The sequence below is a fragment of the Rhizobium sp. N122 genome (genome assembly GCF_002211295.1).
In the GTDB taxonomy this organism is placed as follows: domain Bacteria; phylum Pseudomonadota; class Alphaproteobacteria; order Rhizobiales; family Rhizobiaceae; genus Rhizobium.
Window position 1 is genome coordinate 26,858 of sequence record NZ_LOKU01000004.1, and the last position, 19,602, is coordinate 46,459.

Sequence of the window (19,602 nt, forward strand, 5' to 3'; positions counted from 1 at the left end):
AGGTTTATCAATTTGCGCAATCATAATCCATTTCTGACACTTTTCCATCTTTTTGCCGCCAGGCCTTTACCCCACTATTGGCCAAAACAGGCCTAACCGCGGAGCCCTCGCATGAATGCCCAATCGCGATCTGTCACCCTCATCGGCGCGCCGCTGGAAGAAGGCTCCGGCCGCAGGGGCGCTGCCATGGGCCCGGCAGCGCTGCGCATCGCCGGCGTCGACCAGACGCTGATCGAGCTCGGCCATGACGTTGCCGATCTCGGCGATCTCCGGATCGTGCCGGCGATGGACCTGCCGAACCATCCGAAAGCTCATAATCTCAGAATCGTCGGCGCCTTCACCCGTGCGCTCGAAAGCAGCGTCTACGACGTCGCCGCCTCCGGCCGTTTCCCGCTGATACTCGGCGGTGACCACAGCCTTTCCATGGGCAGCGTCTCCGGCATGGCCCGATATGCCGCCGGCAAGGGCCGGCCGCTTTTCGTGCTCTGGCTCGATGCCCATGCCGATTTCAATTCTCCCGCCACCTCGCCCTCCGGCAATATCCACGGCATGCCGGTCGCCTTCTTCTGCGGCGAGGCGGAGTTCGCCGAAATCCTGCCGAAAGACCGTCCCTTCGTCGACCCGAAGCATGTCTTTCAGGTCGGCATCCGTTCGGTCGATGCGCGTGAGCGCGAGGAAATCCACGAGCATGGCGTCAACGTCTTCGATATGCGGGCGATCGACGAACAGGGCATCGGCGCCATCATGCGTGAGATCCTCGAGGCCGTCGCCAAGGCCAACGGCCTGCTGCATGTCAGCCTCGACCTCGATTTCCTCGATCCCGACATTGCCCCCGGCGTCGGCACGACGGTGCCCGGCGGCGCGACCTTCCGCGAGGCGCATCTGGTGATGGAAATGCTGTCCGACAGCGGCCTCGTTTCATCGCTCGATCTCGTCGAACTCAATCCGTTTCTCGATGATCGCGGCAAGAGCGCCCGCGTCCTGGTGGAACTGACGGCAAGCCTCTTTGGCCGCCGTATCTTCGATCGCCCAACCCGCGCCGCATAGACGGCACGCGCCGCCTGGAACTCACTTGTCGGCATCATGATCTAGAGGGGAAGAACCATGAACACTTCGGAAAAACTGATCGCCACCGAACAGCGGCTCGGCGCCCACAACTACAAGCCGCTCGACGTGGTGCTGACGCGCGGCGAAGGCGTTCATGTCTGGGATACCGACGGCAATCGTTATCTCGATTGCCTATCGGCCTATTCCGCCGTCAACCAGGGCCATTGCCATCCGAAGATCCTTGCCGCCATGGTCGAGCAGGCGGGCAGGCTGACGCTTACCTCCCGCGCCTTTCGCAACGACCAGCTCGCCTACCTCTATGAGGAGCTCGCGGCTCTCACCGGCTCGCACAAGATCCTGCCGATGAACTCAGGCGCCGAGGCCGTGGAGACAGCCATCAAGGCGGTGCGCAAATGGGGATACGAGGTCAAGGGCGTGCCGGAAGGCAAGGCGGAGATCATCGTCTGCGCCGATAATTTCCATGGCCGGACGCTTAGCATCATCAGTTTCTCCACCGATCCCGACGCCCGCACAGGCTTCGGCCCCTACACGCCGGGCTTTCGAACCATTCCCTTCGGCGATGCCGAAGCCTTCGAGGCGGCCATCAACAGCAATACGGTCGCCGCGCTGATCGAGCCGATCCAAGGCGAAGCCGGCGTCATCATCCCGCCGGCCGGCTATTTCACCCGCATCCGCGAGCTTTGCACTGATAACAACGTCACCCTCATCCTCGACGAGATCCAGACCGGTCTCGGCCGCACCGGCAAGCTGCTGGCCGAAGAGCATGAAGGCATCGAGGCCGATGTGACGCTGATCGGCAAGGCGCTGTCCGGCGGCTTCTATCCGGTCTCGGCCGTGCTATCGAATTCCGAGGTACTGGGGGTGCTGAAGCCCGGCCAGCACGGCTCCACCTTCGGCGGCAACCCGCTCGCCTGCGCAGTGGCGCGCACCGCGCTGAAGGTGCTGACGGAAGAGGGCATGATCGAGAACGCCGCCGAGATGGGCGACTATTTTCTCGAAGGCCTTAGGTCGATCCGGTCGAACATCGTCCGGGACGTGCGCGGCCGCGGCCTGATGATGGCCGTCGAATTGGAACCCGAAGCCGGCGGCGCGCGGCAATATTGCCATGCGCTGAAGGAACGCGGCCTGCTCGCCAAAGATACGCACGACCATACGATTCGCCTCGCTCCGCCACTGGTCATCACGAGGGAGCAGGTGGATTGGGCGGTCTCGCAGATCGAAAAAACGATAGGCTGAAGCAAATCGCGGCTGAAAACCGTCGCAAATCCGGTTCCCGATTTAGATTTGGGCAACACTCTTCCGCTAATGTCGTCATTAACCGTAACGATGCTTGGCCGAGCGCAAAGCCATCGCGTGGTGTGAAGGCAAAGCTTGTCCGCGCCAATGGTGGCGTGCCCGCTTCTGCCCTGGCTTACGACAGTTGGGAAGAATTCTATGACCACGATCAATTCCACAAGCTTCAGCGGCGATACGCTCGAAATCATTGCCTTCCGCCTGCATGATCAGGAATTCTGCGTCAAGACCACGACCATCCGCGAAATTCGCGGCTGGGCGCCGTCGACGCCGATCCCGCATGCGCCGGCCGATGTCATCGGCGTCATGAACCTGCGCGGCTCGGTCATCCCGATTATCGACCTTGCCTACAAGCTCGGCATGAAGAGCACGGTCGCCAACGAACGCAGCGCCATTGTCGTCGCCGAAGTTCACAGCATGGTCATCGGCATGCTCGTCGACCGTGTCTCGGATATTCTCACCATCTCCTCCAGCCAGGTCCAGCCGGTGCCTGAGGTGACCGCCTCCTTCGACCGCGCCTATTGCGAAGGCATCATCGCCTCGGAAAATGGCATGATCTGCTTCCTGAACCTCGCCAAGATGTTCAAGGAAAACGAGACGGATGAACTGGCGGCCTGATCGCCATCAAGACAATTCGAAGAGTTGAAAACCGCCCGTCCCGGGCGGTTTTTTGTGCGCCCCAGGTAATCGCGGCGTTCATTATCTCATCCTATTATTAGCGATAGCTTTTATACGTAATATTAACCACGCTCCCTCAATATGGTGACCAGCATACGGATGGTGAGTTTTCGGTACATGGGAGTGATAACCGGCTATCGGTCCTTCCCGGCACCGGCACACCACGTCCGCCCCTCGCTTCTCCGGCCGAAACAGCGAAAGCTGTGCATCTCAAAGGGACAGGAATGTTTGGTCTAGCTTCCGATTCGAAATACATTCTTGACGCCATCTCGAAATCGCAGGCGATCATCGAATTTGACCTCAGCGGCAATATCCTGACGGCGAACGAGAATTTCTGCAACGCGCTGGGATACAGCCTGAGCGAAATCATCGGCAAGCACCACAGCATCTTCTGCGAGCCGGCCTATACCGCAACCGCGGAGTACCGCGAATTCTGGGCGCGGCTCGGACGCGGGCAATATGATGCCGGCGCATACAAGCGTCTTGGCAAGGGCAATCGCGAGATATGGATCCGGGCTTCCTATAATCCTGTTTCAAAAGGTGGAAAGCCGTTCAAGGTCGTGAAATTCGCGTCCGACATCACCGCCACGAAGAAGAAATCGATCGAGGATTCCGGCAAATTGGAAGCGATCTCGCGCTCGCAGGCGGTGATCGAATTCAAACCCAACGGCGACATCCTGACGGCGAACGAGAACTTCTGCCAGGCCATGGGATATTCCCTAGCCGAGATCACCGGCAAGCATCACAGCATCTTCTGCGATCCGGCCTATACCCGCACCGAGGAGTATGGCAGCTTCTGGCGGCGCCTTGCCAATGGCGAGTTCATCGCCAACGAATTCGTCCGTTTCGGTAAGGGCGGCCGTGAAATCTGGATCCAGGCGGCTTATAACCCGATCGTCGATGCCGACGGCAAAGTCTACAAGGTCGTGAAGTTCGCGACCGATGTCACCCAGCGCATGAGCGCGATTTCCCAGCTTGGCGATGCGCTGCGCCATCTTTCCGAAGGCGATCTGACAAGGACGGTGGACACGCCCTTCGTTCCATCGATGGAGCAGTTGCGCCACGATTTCAACACCACGATCAACGGTCTTGCCAAGACGATGAAAACGATCGGTGAGAATGCCGGCGCAATCGCCGCCGGCTCGCGGGAAATCGGCACATCGGCCGATTCCTTCTCCACGCGGACCGAACAGCAAGCCGCATCCATCGAAGAAACCGCAGCCGCGCTCGAGGAGATCACCACCACCGTCAACGATTCCAGCCGCCGCGCCCATGAGGCGGGCCGCCTCGTCGCCGTGACGAAGCAGGGCGCCGAGCAATCGGGCGTCGTGGTCCGCAACGCCGTTGCCGCCATGGATCAAATCGAGCAGTCCTCTCGCGAGATCACCAACATCATCGGCGTCATCGACGAAATCGCTTTCCAAACCAATCTGCTGGCGCTGAATGCCGGCGTTGAGGCGGCGCGTGCCGGCGAAGCCGGCAAGGGTTTCGCCGTGGTCGCCCAGGAGGTCAGAGAACTCGCCCAGCGTTCCGCCAAGGCGGCCAAGGAGATCAAGGCGCTGATCAATACGTCGAGCGACCTCGTTAAAAACGGCGTCGGCCTCGTTGGCCAGACCGGTAAGGCGCTCGAGGAGATCGTCGCCCAGGTCGGCGATATCGACGGTAATGTCTCCGCCATCGTCGAAGCCTCTCGGGAACAGGCAACCGGCCTCAAGGAAATCAACCAGGCGGTCAATACGCTGGATCAGGCAACCCAGCAGAATGCCGCCATGGTCGAGGAGAGTACCGCCGCCAGCCATAGCCTGGCAAAGGAAGCCGAAACGCTGCGGGTCCTGCTGACACGATTCCGCCTACCCGGTCAGACCCTGACTCAGGCCGGGCCGCAGACCGCCGGCAGGCTGGAAGCAAGGCAGACAGGCTCGCCGGCGCTGCATCTGATTTCGCGGGTCGCCAAGGCCAACGGCGCGACTGCTGCAGCCGCACAGAGCTGGGAAGAGTTTTGATGCCAGCCTTCCGGCACATTGCCATTTTAAGCTGCCGCCGCACGGCGGCACTTGATCTTACTGCCCGGCATACGCGGTAAGGAGCGCCCAAGCAGGCCCATTCGCAAGACAGCTTGCCCCTGCTCCCTTCCTGCATGAACCGATCAATACTACCTGGCCTGATTTGCTTCCGGCTCGGGCTTACGGATCATCGGAGCGGCCTGCAGCACAAGGGCATCCAGGCCGTTTTCCTCCTTTTCGAGAATTTCGAACAATTGCCGCCGCATCCGCGGCTCCCAAAATTTGTTGATATGGGTAGCAACGCCCTGCACGGCTTCATCTGCCGGCTGGCTCTTGAAAAAGGTGGCGATCTGGTTTGCCATATAGACGAGCTTGGCCTTGGTATCATGCGACATCGGCAATGCTTTCGGGCGAGATGCGGTGCGGGTGGGTGAAAATCTCGAAATCCTCGCCGCGCACCAGCGCGACGAGCGTCATGCCGGCCGCCTCGGCCGTGCGGATGGCGAGAGCGGTCGGCGCCGAAATGGCGATCAGCACGGGAGAACCAAGGATCGCCGCCTTCTGGACCATCTCGACCGAGAGCCGGCTGGTGACAGCGACGGCCCCGCTCCCGCCGCTTTCGCCGGCACGGATGACGGCGCCGCAGAGTTTATCCAGCGCATTGTGCCGGCCGACATCTTCACGCACGGCAAGCAATCCCTTGGCGGGAAGGTAGAAGCCGGCGCCATGCACCGCCCGCGTCTCCCGATGCAGCGGCTGCGCCTCGTTCAGCAGCGAAACGGCCCGGACGATGTCGGCATGCGACAGCGCCAGCGGCGATGCCGAGACATCCGGCACCGGCCGCACCGCCTGCTCGATCGACTCGATGCCGCACAGGCCGCAGCCGACCGGCCCCGCCATGCTGCGGCGGCGGGCCCGCAGCCGGTTGGCGACGTCGTCGACCAGGCTCACCTGCACATCGATCCCCTGCTCAGCCGCGACGACCTCGACGCCGGATATCTCCGCCGGCCCTGTGATGATTCCTTCGGTCAGGCTGAATCCGACGGCAAAATCCTCAAGATCATCGGGCGTTGCCATCATCACCGCATGCGAGCTGCCGCCATAGGAAAAGGCAATCGGCACCTCTTCCGGCACGATGCGAGAGCCGGAGTGCATGAGGCCGTTGCGGCGGGCGGTTTCAGGAGCATGGGCGGTGGTCTGGAAGGTCATGATGGAAATCTCTTCTTGCCAAACCACTCCCGCATTTTCACTCCGCTGCCTCGAGCTTGCCGGCGATGCGGCGCGATTGCCGTGCCTGCTCGTCATACCCACGCTGCCATTCGCTCGGTCCGTTGGAGGGCGACACCTGCACCGCTGTCACCTTGTATTCAGGGCAGTTCGTCGCCCAGTCGGAGAAGTCGGTGGTGATGACGTTTGCCTGCGTATTGGGGTGATGGAAGGTCGTATAGACGACCCCCGGCGCAACACGATCGGTAATCAGGGATCTCAGCGTCGTGTCCCCGGAGCGGCTGCCGAGCTTCACCCAGTCGCCGTCGCGAATGCCGCGCTGTTCGGCATCGTGTGGATGGATTTCCAGCCGGTCTTCCGCGTGCCAGACGACATTCTCGGTGCGGCGCGTCTGCGCCCCGACATTGTACTGGCTAAGCGTGCGGCCGGTGGTCAGCAGCAGCGGGAATCGCGGCCCGGTGCGCTCGTCGGTCGCCACATATTCGGTGCGGATGAACTTGCCCTTGCCACGCACGAAACCGTCGACATGCATGATCGGCGAGCCGAGCGGGCTCTGTTCGTTGCAGGGCCACTGCACCGAGCCGATCTTGTCGAGATAATCGTAGGTTACGAGCGCGAAACTCGGGGTCGTCGCGGCGATCTCGTCCATGATCTCTGACGGATGCGTGTAGTTCCAGTCGAGCCCCATCGCCTGGGCAAGTTTCTGCGTCACCTCCCAGTCGCCATAACCGTTGCGCGGCGACATTACCTTGCGCACGCGGTTGATGCGGCGCTCGGCGTTGGTGAAGGTGCCGTCTTTTTCGAGGAAGGTCGAGCCCGGCAGGAAGACATGGGCGTAGTTGGCGGTCTCGTTGAGGAACAGGTCCTGCACGACGACGCATTCCATCGCCGCAAGGCCTGCCGCGACATGTTTCGTATCGGGGTCGGACTGGAGAATGTCCTCGCCCTGGACATACAGGCCCTTGAAGGAACCGTCGACCGCCGCGTCCAGCATGTTGGGAATGCGCAGGCCCGGCTCGTTGTTGAGCTTCACGCCCCAGAGCTTTTCGAAAATATCGCGCGTCGCATCGTCGGAAATGTGCCGGTAGCCCGGCAGTTCGTGCGGGAAGGAACCCATGTCGCACGAGCCCTGCACATTGTTCTGGCCGCGCAGCGGGTTCACGCCGACGCCGGGACGGCCGATATTGCCGGTCGCCATCGCCAGATTGGCGATCGCGATAACGGTGGTCGAGCCCTGGCTGTGTTCGGTGACGCCGAGACCGTAATAGATCGCGCCGTTGCCGCCCTTGGCATAGAGCCTTGCCGCGCCGCGCAGATCCGCCGCCGGCACGCCGGTGAAAATCTCGGTCTGTTCGGGGCTGTGCTGCGGCTCGGCGACGAAGCCGGCCCAATCCTCGAACTCCGACCAGTCGCAGCGCTCGCGGATGAATTTCTCGTCAAAAAGCCCTTCGGTGACGATCACATGCGCCAGCGCCGTCATGACGGCGACATTGGTGCCGGGCTGCAGCGGCAGGTGATAGGAGGCCTCGACATGCGGCGAGCGGACGATATCGGTGCGGCGCGGATCGATGACGATGAGCTTGGCGCCCTGGCGCAGCCGCTTCTTCAGCCGCGAGCCGAACACCGGATGGCCGTCGGTCGGATTGGCGCCGATGATGACGACGACGTCGGACTGTTCGACGCTGTCGAAATTCTGCGTGCCGGCCGAGGTGCCGAATGTCTGGCCGAGGCCGTAGCCGGTCGGCGAATGGCAGACGCGGGCGCAGGTATCGACATTGTTGTTGCCGAAGCCGGCGCGGATCAGCTTCTGCACCAGGTAGGTTTCTTCATTGGTGCAGCGCGAGGAGGTGATGCCGCCGATCGCCTCGCGGCCATATTGATACTGGATGCGGCGGAACTCCGACGCTACATGCGCGAAGGCCTCGTCCCAGCTCACCTCCCGCCAGGGATCGCTGACCTTTTCGCGGATCATCGGGTTGAGGATGCGGTCCTTGTGGGTGGAATAACCGTAAGCGAAGCGGCCCTTGACGCAGGAATGGCCGCGATTGGCCTGGCCGTCCTTCCACGGCACCATGCGCACCAGCTCCTCGCCACGCATTTCCGCCTTGAAGGAACAGCCGACGCCACAATAGGCGCAGGTGGTGACGGCCGAATGCTCGGGCTGGCCGATCGCGATCACCGACTTTTCCGTCAGCGTCGCCGTCGGGCAGGCCTGGACGCAGGCCCCGCAGGAGACACATTCGGAATCGATGAAGGCTTCATGCGCACCCGATGAAACCTTGGAGCCGAAACCACGCCCTTCGATCGTCAACGCGAAGGTGCCCTGCACCTCCTCGCAGGCGCGCACGCAGCGCGAACAGACGATGCATTTGGAAGGATCAAAGGTGAAATAGGGATTGGACTCGTCCTTCGGCGCCCATTTCAGATTGATCTCGCCATTGTTGCGCGCCCTGACATGATTGTCGCCGTCATAGCCGTAGCGCACGTCGCGCAGGCCGACGGCGCCCGCCATGTCCTGCAATTCGCAATCGCCGTTGGCTGCACAGGTCAGACAGTCGAGCGGGTGGTCGGAAATATAAAGCTCCATCACGCCGCGGCGGATATCCTTCAGCCGTCCCGTCTGCGTATGCACGACCATGTTGGCCGCCACCGGCGTCGTGCAGGAGGCCGGCGTACCGTTGCGGCCCTCGATCTCGACGAGACAGAGCCGGCAGGAGCCGAAGGCGTCGATCATGTCGGTGGCGCAGAGCTTCGGCACCTCGATGCCGGCCTCCATCGAAGCGCGCATGATCGAGGTGCCCTCCGCCACGCTGATCTGCTGCCCATCGATGGTGAGCGTCACCATCACCTCGGATGTCGAAGCGGGAGTGCCGTAGTCGATTTCATGGATGAGAGACATGGTCGGCCTCCTGTCTGGAAGTGAAAATGAGCAATTCGGAGGGAGCTGACCGGTAGAAAGCCATCATTCCGCAGCCTCCACCATCGGCGCCGGCGAAAAATCCTCCGGGAAATGCGTCATTGCGCTCATGACCGGATAGGGCGTGAAACCGCCGAGCGCGCAGAGCGAGCCGAATTTCATCGTATTGCAGAGATCGGTGAGCAGCGCCCGGTTCTTCTCCGGCTCGATGCCATGGGCGATCTTGTCGGCCGTCTCGACGCCGCGCGTCGAGCCGATGCGGCAGGGCGTGCACTTGCCGCAGCTTTCGACGGCGCAAAATTCCATGGCGAAACGCGCCTGCTTCAGCATGTCGGCGGTGTCATCGAAGACGACGATGCCGGCATGGCCGATCAGCCCGTCTTTGGCAGCGAAGGCTTCGTAATCGAACGGCGTGTCGAACAGTGCCCGCGGGAAATAGGCCCCGAGCGGCCCACCGACCTGCACGGCCTTGACCGGCCGTCCTGTCGCCGTACCGCCGCCGATCCTGTCGACGATATCGCCGAGCGAAAGACCGAAGGCCGTTTCGTAAAGACCGCCATATCTGATATTGCCGGCGATCTGCAGCGGGATGGTGCCGCGCGAGCGGCCCATGCCGAAATCGCGATAGAAGGCCGCCCCCTTCTCCATGATCACGGGCACGGAAGCGAGCGAGATCACGTTGTTGATGACGGTCGGACAGTCAAACAGCCCCTGATGCGCCGGCAGCGGCGGCTTGGCGCGCACGACGCCGCGCTTGCCTTCGAGGCTGTTCAGCAGCGCCGTCTCCTCGCCACAGACATAGGCGCCGGCGCCGGTGCGCACCTCGATATCGAAAGCGCGGCCCGAGCCGAGCACCGACGGGCCGAGAATCCCTGCCTGGCGCGCGATGCCGACCGCCTCGCTCATCGCAGCGATCGCATGCGGATATTCCGAACGCGTGTAGATGAAGCCCTTCGTGGCGCCGGTGGCAAGTCCTGATATCGCCATGCCCTCGATCAGCACGAAGGGATCACCCTCCATGATCATCCGGTCGGCAAAGGTGCCGCTGTCGCCCTCATCGGCGTTGCAGACGATATATTTGCGGTCGCCAGCGGCATCGAGAACGGTTTTCCACTTGATGCCTGTGGGGAAACCCGCGCCGCCGCGTCCGCGAAGGCCGGAATCGGTGACTTCCTTGACGATTTCGGCAGGCGCCATCGAAACGGCGCGGCGAAGACCGGCAAGGCCGCCATGCGCTTCGTAATCCGCCAGCGAGAGCGGATCGATGACGCCGCAGCGGGCGAAGGTCAGGCGGGTCTGTTCCTTCAGGAACGGGAGGTCTTCAACCTCCCCGAGACAGAGCGGGTGCTCGCCGCCATCGATGATCCCGGCATCGAACAGAACGGGCACATCCTTTACCTTCACCGGTCCGTAGCCGATGCGCTTGCCGGCACACTCGACTTCGACCAGCGGCTCCAGCCAGAACATTCCGCGCGAGCCGTTGCGCACGATCTCGACATCAAGGCCGCGGGCGGCGATCTCCTGGGCAATCGCCTTTGCCACCTTTCCGGCCCCGAGCGCCAGCGCAGCGGCATCGCGCGGAACATAAATCCTGACTGTCATCGGCGTGCCTCCGCAACGAGTTCGGCCGCCGTCTGATCGTCAATCCGGCCATAGACCTCGCCGTCGAGCATCGCCGACGGGGCGCAGGCGCAGAGCCCGAGGCAGTAGACCGGTTCCAGCGTCACACTGCCGTCGAGCGTCGTCTGGTGAAAATCGATGCCGAGCAGCGTCTTGACACGTTCGGCCACTGCATCGCCGCCCATCGACTGACAGGCCTCGGCCCGACAGAGCTTCAGCACATGCCGGCCGGCCGGATGGTCGCGGTAATCATGATAGAAGGTCACCACACCATGCACCTCGGCGCGGGAAAGGTTCAGTTCCTCCGCTATCACAGGCACGGCTTCCTGCGGCACATAGCCGAATTCTTCCTGAACCTCGTGCAGAATGGGAAGCAGCGGCCCTTCGAGAAAGCGAAGCTCGGCGATGATGGCACGGGTGCGCGCTGTGATATCGCCTTCGGCGATATGAATGGTCATAAGGCAGCCCTCCCAGCCGCTTGCTCGTTACGGGAATGGCAGACTCCCCAGCCAATCACCATTCCATAACCAGCATCTCAGGGAAGCCGAGCGCGATCAATAAAGCTATCCTGTGGATCGATAGGTTTTTTCTATCAGAGTTCCTCATCCCGCACGAGCACCCGCGCTTCGTGCAGCAAGGCCGAAACGAGCGGCGTGAATGGTTCGCGGTAAGGCGCCACGAGCCCGACCAGATGATGCGCCTCCGGCTCGACGATCGGAATCATGCGGATTTCCACGGGAAAACCGAAAGATTTGGCAACATTGCGCGGCATGATGCTCGCCCAGCGTCCGGTTCGAACATGCGAGAACAGCACGATCATCGAATTGGATTCCAGCGTCGGATGCACACTCGCGCCTGCTTCCGTCAGGTGCCGATTGATGATTCGGCGGTTCTGCATGTCGGCGGTCAATAGACAAAGCCGAAGATCGCCGACCTCCTTCCAGGTCACATTGTCGCGATCGGACAGCGGGCTGCCTGCAGCCGTGATCAGATGGTAACGCTCGGCATAGAGCGGAACGCTGGTGACACGGCCGAGCGGTTCGTTTTCGAGATAGGTGATGCCGGCATCGATTTCGAGGTTTTCGAGCATGCTCAGCACCTGCAGCGAATTGCGTGAGACGATCGAGAAGGTGACGCCGGGATGCCGCTCCTGAAACGGCGTGGTGATGCGCGACAGCATGGCGAGCGCCGTCGGAATGGCGGCGAGACGGATATGGCCGGAAAGACCGCGGCGCGCCGCGCGCATCTCCTCGCGCATGGTGCGGGCGTCGCCGACGATGCGGCGAGCCCATTCCAGCACGCGCTGCCCCTCCGGCGTCAACCCCTGAAACCGCGAACCGCGCTGCACCAACATGACGCCGAGCTGATCCTCGAGCTGCCGGATTGCGGCCGACAACGTCGGCTGTGAAATCCCGCATTCTTCGGCGGCGCGGCCGAAATGTTTTTCATTGGCAAGGGCGATGAAGAATTCCAGCTTGTCGATCATCCGGTCTCCCGCTGCATCCAGCGTCCGGCCTCATCTTCGACATAGCAGCCGCGCTTCGCAAGGGATGGTCGCTAACAGTTTTCTGCAATCGGAAAAAGATCGAACAGCGATTCGAGGAAGGCCAGCACGCTGACATTGCCGATGCTGTAGTAAACCATCCTGCCCTGACGGCGGGTATTGACCAGGCCTTCGAGCCGCAAACGCGCGAGTTGCTGCGAGACCATCGCCTGCTGGATGCCGAGAATATTTTCGATTTCACCGACCGTCCGCTCCTGTTTCGCCAGTATGCAGAGGATCAGAAGCCGGGTGTGATGCGCCAAAGCTTTCAGCAGATCGCTCGCTTCATGGGCTTTTCCAGCGAGTATGTGCAAGTCCTGGCCGGTCATCCCCGGCTCCGGTTTGGGCAACGGCATTCGATATCTCGGAAGGGAGGCGATGTGGTAGATCAGCACAATAGCATATTCGCACAACCGAATTGGTCAATAGTGATGAAATGCCAAAAAAGGTCCAAGTAAATCAGCAGATAAGCTGGCCGCCATTGATCTCGAGGACTTGGCCCGTAATGTATCCGGAGAGAGAAGGAGCCGCCAGGAACAGATAGGCGGGCGCGCAATCCTCCGACGTGCCGAGCCGCTGCAGCGGGATGGATTTCCGGGTCTGCTCAAGCTTTTCCCTGGAGGAATAGCGCTCGTGGAAATCCGTCTCGATCGTTCCCGGCGAGACGCAGTTGACGCGGATGCCGTCCGGGGCAAGCTCGCGGGCAAGCGCCTTGGAATAGGTGGCGACGAACGCCTTCGAGGCCGAATAGATCGAGGAACCGGGGCTGCCGCCGGTCAGCGCCGAGATCGAAACGGTGTTGACGACGGCAGCACCCTCGGCCGCCTTCAATGCCGGCAGCAAGGCGCGCGTCAGCGCCACCACCGATGTCTGGTTGAGCCGGATGACCGCCTCATATTCCGCGTCTGTCAGCGTGGCAGCCGGGAAACGGCCGAGCATCGTGCCGGCATTGTTGACGAGCACATGCACCTTGTCGAAGAAAGCGAGAACATCTTCGGCAAATTGCGCCGCCCCGCCGGCGGCGGAGAAATCGGCATGCAGCAGCAGCGCCCGTCTTTCCGATTCGGCCGTCAGCAGGAAATCCGGCAGGTCCCGCCCCGGCTTGCGCCCGGTATGGACGATGACCTTCGCGCCGCAATCCAGAAACTGCCGAGCGACTTCGAGGCCGATGCCGCGGCCGGCGCCGGTGACGACGACATTGCGATTTTCGAACAGTCTGGGATGAAACACGAAGCCGTCCTCCTCGGTTGCGTCACTCGCCCTTAACATATGAGCACCGCGACCGAAAGAAAGGCAGGCATCGATCTTTCCGGCAGCTCGGTCTTTCCCGAAGAGACGCGGCCTCTCCCTGAAGCGACTGGTTCTCCCGCATACTAGTTTTCGGTCTCCAGCAGCCGCGCACCCGGTCCTTCCTTGCCGAGCCGGTCGCACGGATTGCGCAGCGGACAGCTTTCGATCGACAGACAGCCGCAGCCGATGCAGCCGGCCAGGCGGTCGCGCAACAGGCTCAGCCGACTGATTCGTGCGTCGAGATCGTCCTTCCATCGTGCCGACAGCGTCTGCCAGTCGGCGGCCGTCGGCGTGCGCCCCTGCGGCAGGGACTGGAACGCCGCCTGGATTTCCGCAAGCGGAATGCCGACGCGCTGCGCCACCTTGATGATCCCGAGGCGGCGAAGCACGTCGCGCCCGTAGCGCCGCTGGTTGCCGCGGGAGCGGATGCTCGAGATCAAACCCTTGGTCTCGTAGAAATGCAGCGCCGAGACGGCCAGGCCGCTGCGCTCCGCCACCTCGCCGACTGTCAGGAGCTTGCCGGGCGGCGCTGCCGGAATCCTATCCATCGCCTCTTGACCTCAATATTAGTTGAGGTTTTATAACCCTTGCGCCTGCAATCGTAAAGCCCGATCGGACGCCCGCGGGCGCACGCCGATATCGCCGCCTGAGGCAGCAAGCTGCGGTCCCGTTCCCGGCAGGTACGGGCCCACCGAGGAGCACCCGGGCGGGACCTCCGCTCGGGTGTTTCCCTTCATCAGATCCATTCCAACCGAGCGGACGGGTTTGCAATTTTGCGGTTGCGGGACGAAAACCCGGGTGATAGTTTCCGCCGAAATACAGGGGAGCTCCGTATTGCCGGGGCTGAGATGCGAGGTGCAAGCCTCTGGACCCTTCAAAGCTGATCTGGGTAATGCCAGCGGAGCGAGGTTCAGATGTTCTTAGACGAAGAAGTGTCACTCTATCCGATGCCGGACAATGTCGTCGGCATCATTCTCGATGCCGTCAAGGCGCTCGATCCCTATCGCGACCGGCTGCGCATCGAGGCCGAAATCAAACGCTGATGACACTGCCACGACCTTTGGATTCGCGCCTTGCCGCGCTCAGCGCCGCCCTGTACCGGGCATTGCCCGCCTTGCTCGCCGGCCTCGCCTTTCTGGCGGCATGGGAACTCTATGTCGGTCTTTCCGGCATCAAGCCCTCCATCTTGCCGGCGCCTTCGCGCATCGTCCTCCAGGGCTGGCTGAACCGCGCGGCGCTGATATCAAACACCTGGCCGACGCTCGGCGCTACACTCGGCGGTTTTGCCCTGTCGCTGGCCTTCGCCTTCGGCGCTTCGATCCTCATGGACTTTGCGCCTTTCATGCGTCGGGCCTTGCTGCCGATCTTCATCGCCAGCCAGACCCTGCCGCTGGTGGCAATCGCGCCGCTTGTCGTCCTCTGGTTCGGTTTCGGCCTCCTGCCGAAGATCCTGCTGGTGGCGCTCGTCACCTTTTTCCCGCTGCTCGTCGCCCTGCTGCAGGGCTATGAATCGACCGACCGCGACATCGCCGAACTCCTGAACTCAATGAAGGCGAGCCGCTGGCGCATCTTCCGCCTGGCGCGGCTTCCCTCCGCGCTGCCCTATTTCTTCGCCGGCTTGAGAATCTCGATCACCTATGCCGTCGTCGGCGCGATCTTTGCCGAATATGCCGGCGCCGCCAGCGGCCTCGGCATCTATATTCTCAACGCCAAGAACAATTTCCGTCCCGATCTCGTGCTTGCCGCCGTCGTCGTCAGCGCCGTGCTGACCCTCTGCCTCTTCGGCCTGACGCTGTTGATAGAGCGCCTCCTGATGCCCTGGCCGCCATCCGGGGAGCGGCGCCGATGAGCGACAAAATGGTTGAACTGCGCAATATCGCGAAATCTTTCGACGGCATGGAGGTGCTGGGCGATATATCGCTCAGCATCGCAAACGGCGAGTTCGTTTCGATCGTCGGCCCGTCCGGCTCCGGAAAATCGACGGTGCTGCGATTGCTGACGCAGGCGCTTCGGCCCGATTCCGGCACCGTGCTTTTCAACGGCGCGCCGCTGGAAGAAGCGCCGCATTCCTTCGCCTTCATGCCGCAGCGTGATGCGCTGATGCCCTGGCGCCGGATCATCGACAATGCCGCCCTCGGCCTCGAGGTAAAGGGCATGAGCCGTCGCGCGGCCCGCGCCGCTGTGGCGCCTTTGTTCGAGAGCTTCGGCCTTGCCGGTTTCGAACACCACTATCCCTCCGAACTATCCGGCGGCATGCGCCAGCGCGCAGCACTGCTGCGCACCGTCGTCCAGACCCAGGATATGCTGCTGCTCGACGAGCCTTTCGGCGCGCTCGATGCGCTGACGCGCACGCAGATCCAGGAATGGCTGCAGGGCATGTGGACCGAACACCGCTGGACGGCGCTGCTGATCACCCACGATGTCCGCGAGGCGGTGTTTCTCTCCGACCGCATCTACGTGCTTTCGGCCCGTCCGGCGCGTATCATCCGCGAATTCCACGTTCCCCTGCCCCGTCCGAGAAGCATTGCCGATCTCGGCTCGCCGGCGGCCCAGGCGATCGAAACCGAAATCCTGCAAACCCTGCTGCATCCGCTTGAACAGGATGATCTTAAGCCGGTCGGCCTGAAATCTGAATCCTGTTCTCATTTAAAGAGTTAGAGCATGATGCCGAGAACTGCTCACGCTTTTCGGCATCATGCTCCAGAGACCTGAGGAGGTCACCATGCTGCTTCTCACCCGTCGCCAGACGATCTTCGCCGCCATCGCGGCAAGCCTTGCCGGCCGCCCGGCCTTCGCCCAGTCGGCGCCCGCAAAGGCCCGCATCGCGCTCGACTGGACGCCGAACACCAACCATATCGGCATCTATGTCGCCAAGGCGAAGGGCTTTTATGCCGCCGCCGGCCTCGATGTCGAAATTCTTCCCTTCACCGACACCAGCGCCGGAACGCTGGTATCGAACGGTGTCGCCGATTTCGGCATCAGCAGCGAGATCGAGGCCATCACCCAGCGCGCCGCCGGCGGCGACGTGAAGATGGTCTACGGCGTCGTCCAGACCGAAACAGCGCGGCTGATTTTCAAGGGCGGACGCGACGACATCAAGAGCCCCAGGGATCTCGACGGCAAGACCTATGGCGGCTTCGGCGGCACCTGGGAAAGCGCGCTGGTCTCCGCAATGATCCGCAACGATGGCGGCAAAGGCGAGGTCAAGACCGTCACGCTCGGCACCTCCGCCTACGAGGCGCTGGACAATGGCTCGATCGATTTCACCCTGGAAATCTATACCTGGGAAGGCGTTGCCGCCGAATTGGAAAACCGGAAAATCGCCCGCTTCCACTATTCCGACTACGGCATTCCCGACGAGCAGACGACGGTCATCGTCTCCAGCGACACCTATCTCTCGGCCAATCGGGACAATGCCCGCGCTTTCATTCAGGCAACGCAAAAAGGTTATGCCTACTCCGTCGATCATCCCGACGAAGCCTGCGCGCTGCTGATATCCGGGAGCAACGGCGCACTGATGAACACCGAACTGGTAAAAGCCTCGCAGAAGGCCCTGATCGAAGGGCACTTCCTGAAGTCCGAGGCCGGCGTGATCGGCACGCTCGACCCGGCAAAGGCCGATGCCATCGGCGGCTTCCTGCTCGAGAACGGCATTCTGGTCGATGCGAACGGCGCCGCACTCAAGGAGAAGCCGGACTTTTCCACCTATTATACCAACGATCTCTTGGCCTGAGCCCAGCCCTCGCCTTGCCCGCCGCGGCGTTCCGCGGCAAAGTCATCGTGTAGGGCGAGGGACAGGATGCGACAACAAGAGAGACTGGCCGGAGCGGACTTTCTGCGCGCGACGGCTTGTCTGCTGGTGTTCGCCCACCATCTCGCGCTCCGGCTGGATATGCGCAGAATTCCCGACGAATTGGGAACGGCTGCGCAGATCCTCCGTTTCGGCAATTTCGGCGTTGCCATCTTCTTCGTGCTCAGCGGCTTCCTTCTCGCTCATCCCTTCTGGCGCGCGCTCGACGACGGCCGCAACATGCCGAGCCTGCGCCACTACGCGATCCGCAGGGCGGCGCGCATCGCGCCGGGCTTCTGGGTGGCCGCAAGCGTCAGCTTCGCCCTCAGCCTGACGCTGCTTGCCCTGCCGCTGACGCCGGAGCTGACGCTCCGCTACGTCTCGGGGCTGCTGTTCATGAGCCAGTGGCATTGGCGCACCTTCTTTCCCGTCGAAGCCGACGGCCCGCTCTGGTCGATTCCCTTCGAGGCCACCAGCTATGTGCTGCTGCCGGTCTGCTTTCTCCTGCTGTTTCGTTTGCCACTCCTCAAGCAGCGTCCGCTGCTTGCCCGCGTCGCCTGGCTTTGCGTGATCGCAGGCGTCCTCCTTGCCCATCTGCTGATCCTCATCCTCTTTCCGCTCGACGACATCGGGCGCGGCTGGCAATACGGCCTCCAGGGCGGGGCGAAGGAGTGGATGCCGCGGTATAATCCGATCAGCTTCTTCACAGTCTTCGCCCTCGGTGCGTTTGCCGCCGGCGTCGAGGTGATGATCGCAAGACGGCCCTCCTTCTGGTTCGACGCCGCAGCGCTGCTGGCCCTCGCCGTTGCCGGCTACCGCCTCGTCATATCGCCCGGCGGCACCCCTGAAGCCTACGGCTGGCTCGACATCCCCTATGGCTTTCCGATCTTTCCGCTGGCGATCGCAACGGCGCTCGTTTCGCTCTGCCATTCGCAACACCTCGGCAGGCTGCTCGACAACGCTCCCGTCCGCTCCATCGCCAAGATCTCCTTCGGCATCTATATCTGGCAGGAGATCATCCTGATATCGATCCAGAGGCTCGACCCCGGTTCGTTCGGCGCGTCCACCGAAAATGTCGTCACCGGCTGGCTGCAGTCCTGCGGTTTGGCGGCGGCGCTTGTCCTCCTCGTCGCCAGCCTCAGCTATCATCTGCTGGAACGACCAGCGATCGACATCGGCAACCGCCTAACACCCCGCCCATCCAATCGGGCTACTCCTTTCAAAGTATAAATTTCTCATCATCTCAACTAGAGGCATTAAGGTTAACCGCTAAATACTCCCATTTTTGGCGTCTTTAGGGTTACCGGATTCTTATTTATACCGATGACAAACGATACATGACCATGTATCTGTCTCCCTGTAGTTCAGTATCGCATCTAAACTTGTGGACCTTGCGTAATGAATGCTTTTACTTCGAAGACGAATTCACGCTTCGATCCGTCTCAGCGTCAGGACAAAACCAAGACCCTGGTTGTCGCGAACTCCAATATTCGCCAGCCGAGCAGCTTTTCGCCGGTTGAAAGAAAGATGGCCATGCGCCTGGGCGTGAAGCGGCTATTCGACATCACAGCCTCCGTCAGCGCCCTCATCGTGCTGGCGCCGTTTTTTCTGGCGATCGCTCTCTTCATCAAACTCGACGATGGCGGCCCGGTATTTTTCCGCCAGATCCGCTGGGGACTGAACGGCCGCAAGATCGTGGTGTTCAAATTCCGCTCGATGCGCGCCGAAGATTGTGATCCGAGCGGCATTCGGCAGACCGTCAAGGGCGACAGCCGGATGACCGGCATCGGCGCGGTGCTCCGAAGGACCAACATCGACGAGCTGCCGCAGCTTTTCAACGTCCTTCTCGGCGAGATGTCGCTGGTCGGTCCACGCTGCCATGCGATCAACATGCGCGCAGCCGGTCGGCTCTACGAGGAACTGGTGCCGGACTACCACCAGCGCCACATCATGCGCCCCGGCATCACCGGCCTTGCGCAGACACGCGGCTGGCGCGGCCCGACGGCGCGACCGCTGCAGGCCCGCGCCCGTATCGCCAGCGATATCTATTACGTCCGGAATTTCAGCTTGCTGCTCGACCTGAAGATTCTATTCAAGACGCTTATCATCGAGCTGCGCGGCGGTACCGGCTTCTGAGGCTATCCGGCCTGTCGGCAAAGCGGCTATAGCGGCC

18 protein-coding genes, 1 pseudogene and 1 riboswitch are annotated in these 19,602 nt (G+C 62.0%); of the genes and pseudogenes, 10 read left to right on the forward strand and 9 right to left on the reverse strand.

Features of this window, described 5'->3' with window-relative positions; all coding sequences use genetic code 11:
- The first annotated feature begins 111 nt into the window (after positions 1 to 111).
- From rocF to ATY75_RS04015, 4 genes are all read left to right on the forward strand, one after another.
- Complete coding sequence (gene rocF, locus ATY75_RS03995) at positions 112 to 1,047, forward strand: arginase (protein WP_088936545.1); 936 nt, start codon at positions 112 to 114, stop codon at positions 1,045 to 1,047.
- 57 nt (positions 1,048 to 1,104) lie between these two features.
- The gene (rocD, locus tag ATY75_RS04000) at positions 1,105 to 2,304 is read left to right on the forward strand and encodes an ornithine--oxo-acid transaminase (protein WP_088936546.1); all 1,200 of its coding nucleotides are present in this window, start codon (positions 1,105 to 1,107) and stop codon (positions 2,302 to 2,304) included.
- Positions 2,305 to 2,502: 198 nt separating this feature from the next.
- Entirely contained in the window at positions 2,503 to 2,979 is a 477-nt protein-coding gene (locus ATY75_RS04010) for a chemotaxis protein CheW (RefSeq protein WP_003567163.1), read from the forward strand.
- Positions 2,980 to 3,263: 284 nt separating this feature from the next.
- Entirely contained in the window at positions 3,264 to 5,042 is a 1,779-nt protein-coding gene (locus ATY75_RS04015; protein ID WP_088936547.1) for a PAS domain-containing methyl-accepting chemotaxis protein, read from the forward strand.
- A gap of 149 nt (positions 5,043 to 5,191) precedes the next feature.
- On the opposite strand, the gene ATY75_RS04020 is transcribed toward ATY75_RS04015, so the two are convergent.
- The 9 genes from ATY75_RS04020 to soxR all read right to left on the reverse strand — a co-directional run bounded on the left by ATY75_RS04020 (position 5,192) and on the right by soxR (position 14,187).
- Positions 5,192 to 5,437 (reverse strand): formate dehydrogenase subunit delta, encoded by a 246-nt coding sequence (locus ATY75_RS04020; RefSeq protein WP_064840942.1) that lies wholly within the window; start codon positions 5,435 to 5,437, stop codon positions 5,192 to 5,194.
- On the reverse strand, positions 5,427 to 6,251 hold the full coding sequence (gene fdhD, locus ATY75_RS04025; protein ID WP_088936649.1) for a formate dehydrogenase accessory sulfurtransferase FdhD: 825 nt from the start codon (positions 6,249 to 6,251) through the stop codon (positions 5,427 to 5,429). The genes ATY75_RS04020 and fdhD overlap by 11 nt, the downstream gene beginning before the upstream one ends.
- 37 nt (positions 6,252 to 6,288) lie before the next feature.
- Positions 6,289 to 9,168 carry a formate dehydrogenase subunit alpha gene (gene fdhF, locus ATY75_RS04030; RefSeq protein WP_088936548.1) on the reverse strand — a complete coding sequence of 960 codons (2,880 nt, stop codon included), beginning with the start codon at positions 9,166 to 9,168 and terminating at the stop codon, positions 6,289 to 6,291.
- A 63-nt stretch (positions 9,169 to 9,231) separates the two neighbouring features.
- The gene (locus ATY75_RS04035; protein WP_088936549.1) at positions 9,232 to 10,788 is read right to left on the reverse strand and encodes an NADH-quinone oxidoreductase subunit NuoF; all 1,557 of its coding nucleotides are present in this window, start codon (positions 10,786 to 10,788) and stop codon (positions 9,232 to 9,234) included.
- Entirely contained in the window at positions 10,785 to 11,264 is a 480-nt protein-coding gene (locus ATY75_RS04040; protein WP_088936550.1) for a formate dehydrogenase subunit gamma, read from the reverse strand. Before ATY75_RS04040 ends, ATY75_RS04035 begins: the two co-directional genes overlap by 4 nt.
- A gap of 134 nt (positions 11,265 to 11,398) precedes the next feature.
- Positions 11,399 to 12,292, reverse strand: coding sequence for a LysR family transcriptional regulator (locus tag ATY75_RS04045; protein ID WP_049733485.1), 894 nt, complete (start codon positions 12,290 to 12,292; stop codon positions 11,399 to 11,401).
- Positions 12,293 to 12,363: 71 nt separating this feature from the next.
- Entirely contained in the window at positions 12,364 to 12,705 is a 342-nt protein-coding gene (locus tag ATY75_RS04050; RefSeq protein WP_064840947.1) for a metalloregulator ArsR/SmtB family transcription factor, read from the reverse strand.
- 103 nt (positions 12,706 to 12,808) lie between these two features.
- The gene (locus ATY75_RS04055; RefSeq protein ID WP_064840948.1) at positions 12,809 to 13,579 is read right to left on the reverse strand and encodes an SDR family oxidoreductase; all 771 of its coding nucleotides are present in this window, start codon (positions 13,577 to 13,579) and stop codon (positions 12,809 to 12,811) included.
- Positions 13,580 to 13,722: 143 nt separating this feature from the next.
- A complete protein-coding gene (gene soxR / locus ATY75_RS04060; protein ID WP_064840949.1) occupies positions 13,723 to 14,187 on the reverse strand; it encodes a redox-sensitive transcriptional activator SoxR in 465 nt (154 codons plus the stop codon).
- A gap of 262 nt (positions 14,188 to 14,449) precedes the next feature.
- Positions 14,450 to 14,563: riboswitch (TPP riboswitch) on the forward strand.
- Here soxR and ATY75_RS33765 point away from each other — a divergent pair.
- The 6 genes and pseudogenes from ATY75_RS33765 to ATY75_RS04085 all read left to right on the forward strand — a co-directional run.
- Positions 14,554 to 14,664: pseudogene (locus ATY75_RS33765) on the forward strand (HMP/thiamine-binding protein); the annotation flags it as partial. (Overlaps the previous riboswitch by 10 nt.)
- A gap of 17 nt (positions 14,665 to 14,681) precedes the next feature.
- Entirely contained in the window at positions 14,682 to 15,488 is an 807-nt protein-coding gene (locus tag ATY75_RS04065; protein WP_088936551.1) for an ABC transporter permease, read from the forward strand.
- A complete protein-coding gene (locus tag ATY75_RS04070; RefSeq protein WP_088936552.1) occupies positions 15,485 to 16,297 on the forward strand; it encodes an ABC transporter ATP-binding protein in 813 nt (270 codons plus the stop codon). Before ATY75_RS04065 ends, ATY75_RS04070 begins: the two co-directional genes overlap by 4 nt.
- Positions 16,298 to 16,361: 64 nt before the next feature.
- Entirely contained in the window at positions 16,362 to 17,372 is a 1,011-nt protein-coding gene (locus ATY75_RS04075; protein WP_088936553.1) for an ABC transporter substrate-binding protein, read from the forward strand.
- A gap of 66 nt (positions 17,373 to 17,438) precedes the next feature.
- A complete protein-coding gene (locus tag ATY75_RS04080) occupies positions 17,439 to 18,659 on the forward strand; it encodes an acyltransferase (RefSeq protein WP_088936554.1) in 1,221 nt (406 codons plus the stop codon).
- A 168-nt stretch (positions 18,660 to 18,827) separates the two neighbouring features.
- Positions 18,828 to 19,565, forward strand: a complete 738-nt coding sequence (locus tag ATY75_RS04085; RefSeq protein WP_088936555.1) for a sugar transferase — start codon at positions 18,828 to 18,830, stop codon at positions 19,563 to 19,565.
- Positions 19,566 to 19,602 lie beyond the last annotated feature (37 nt).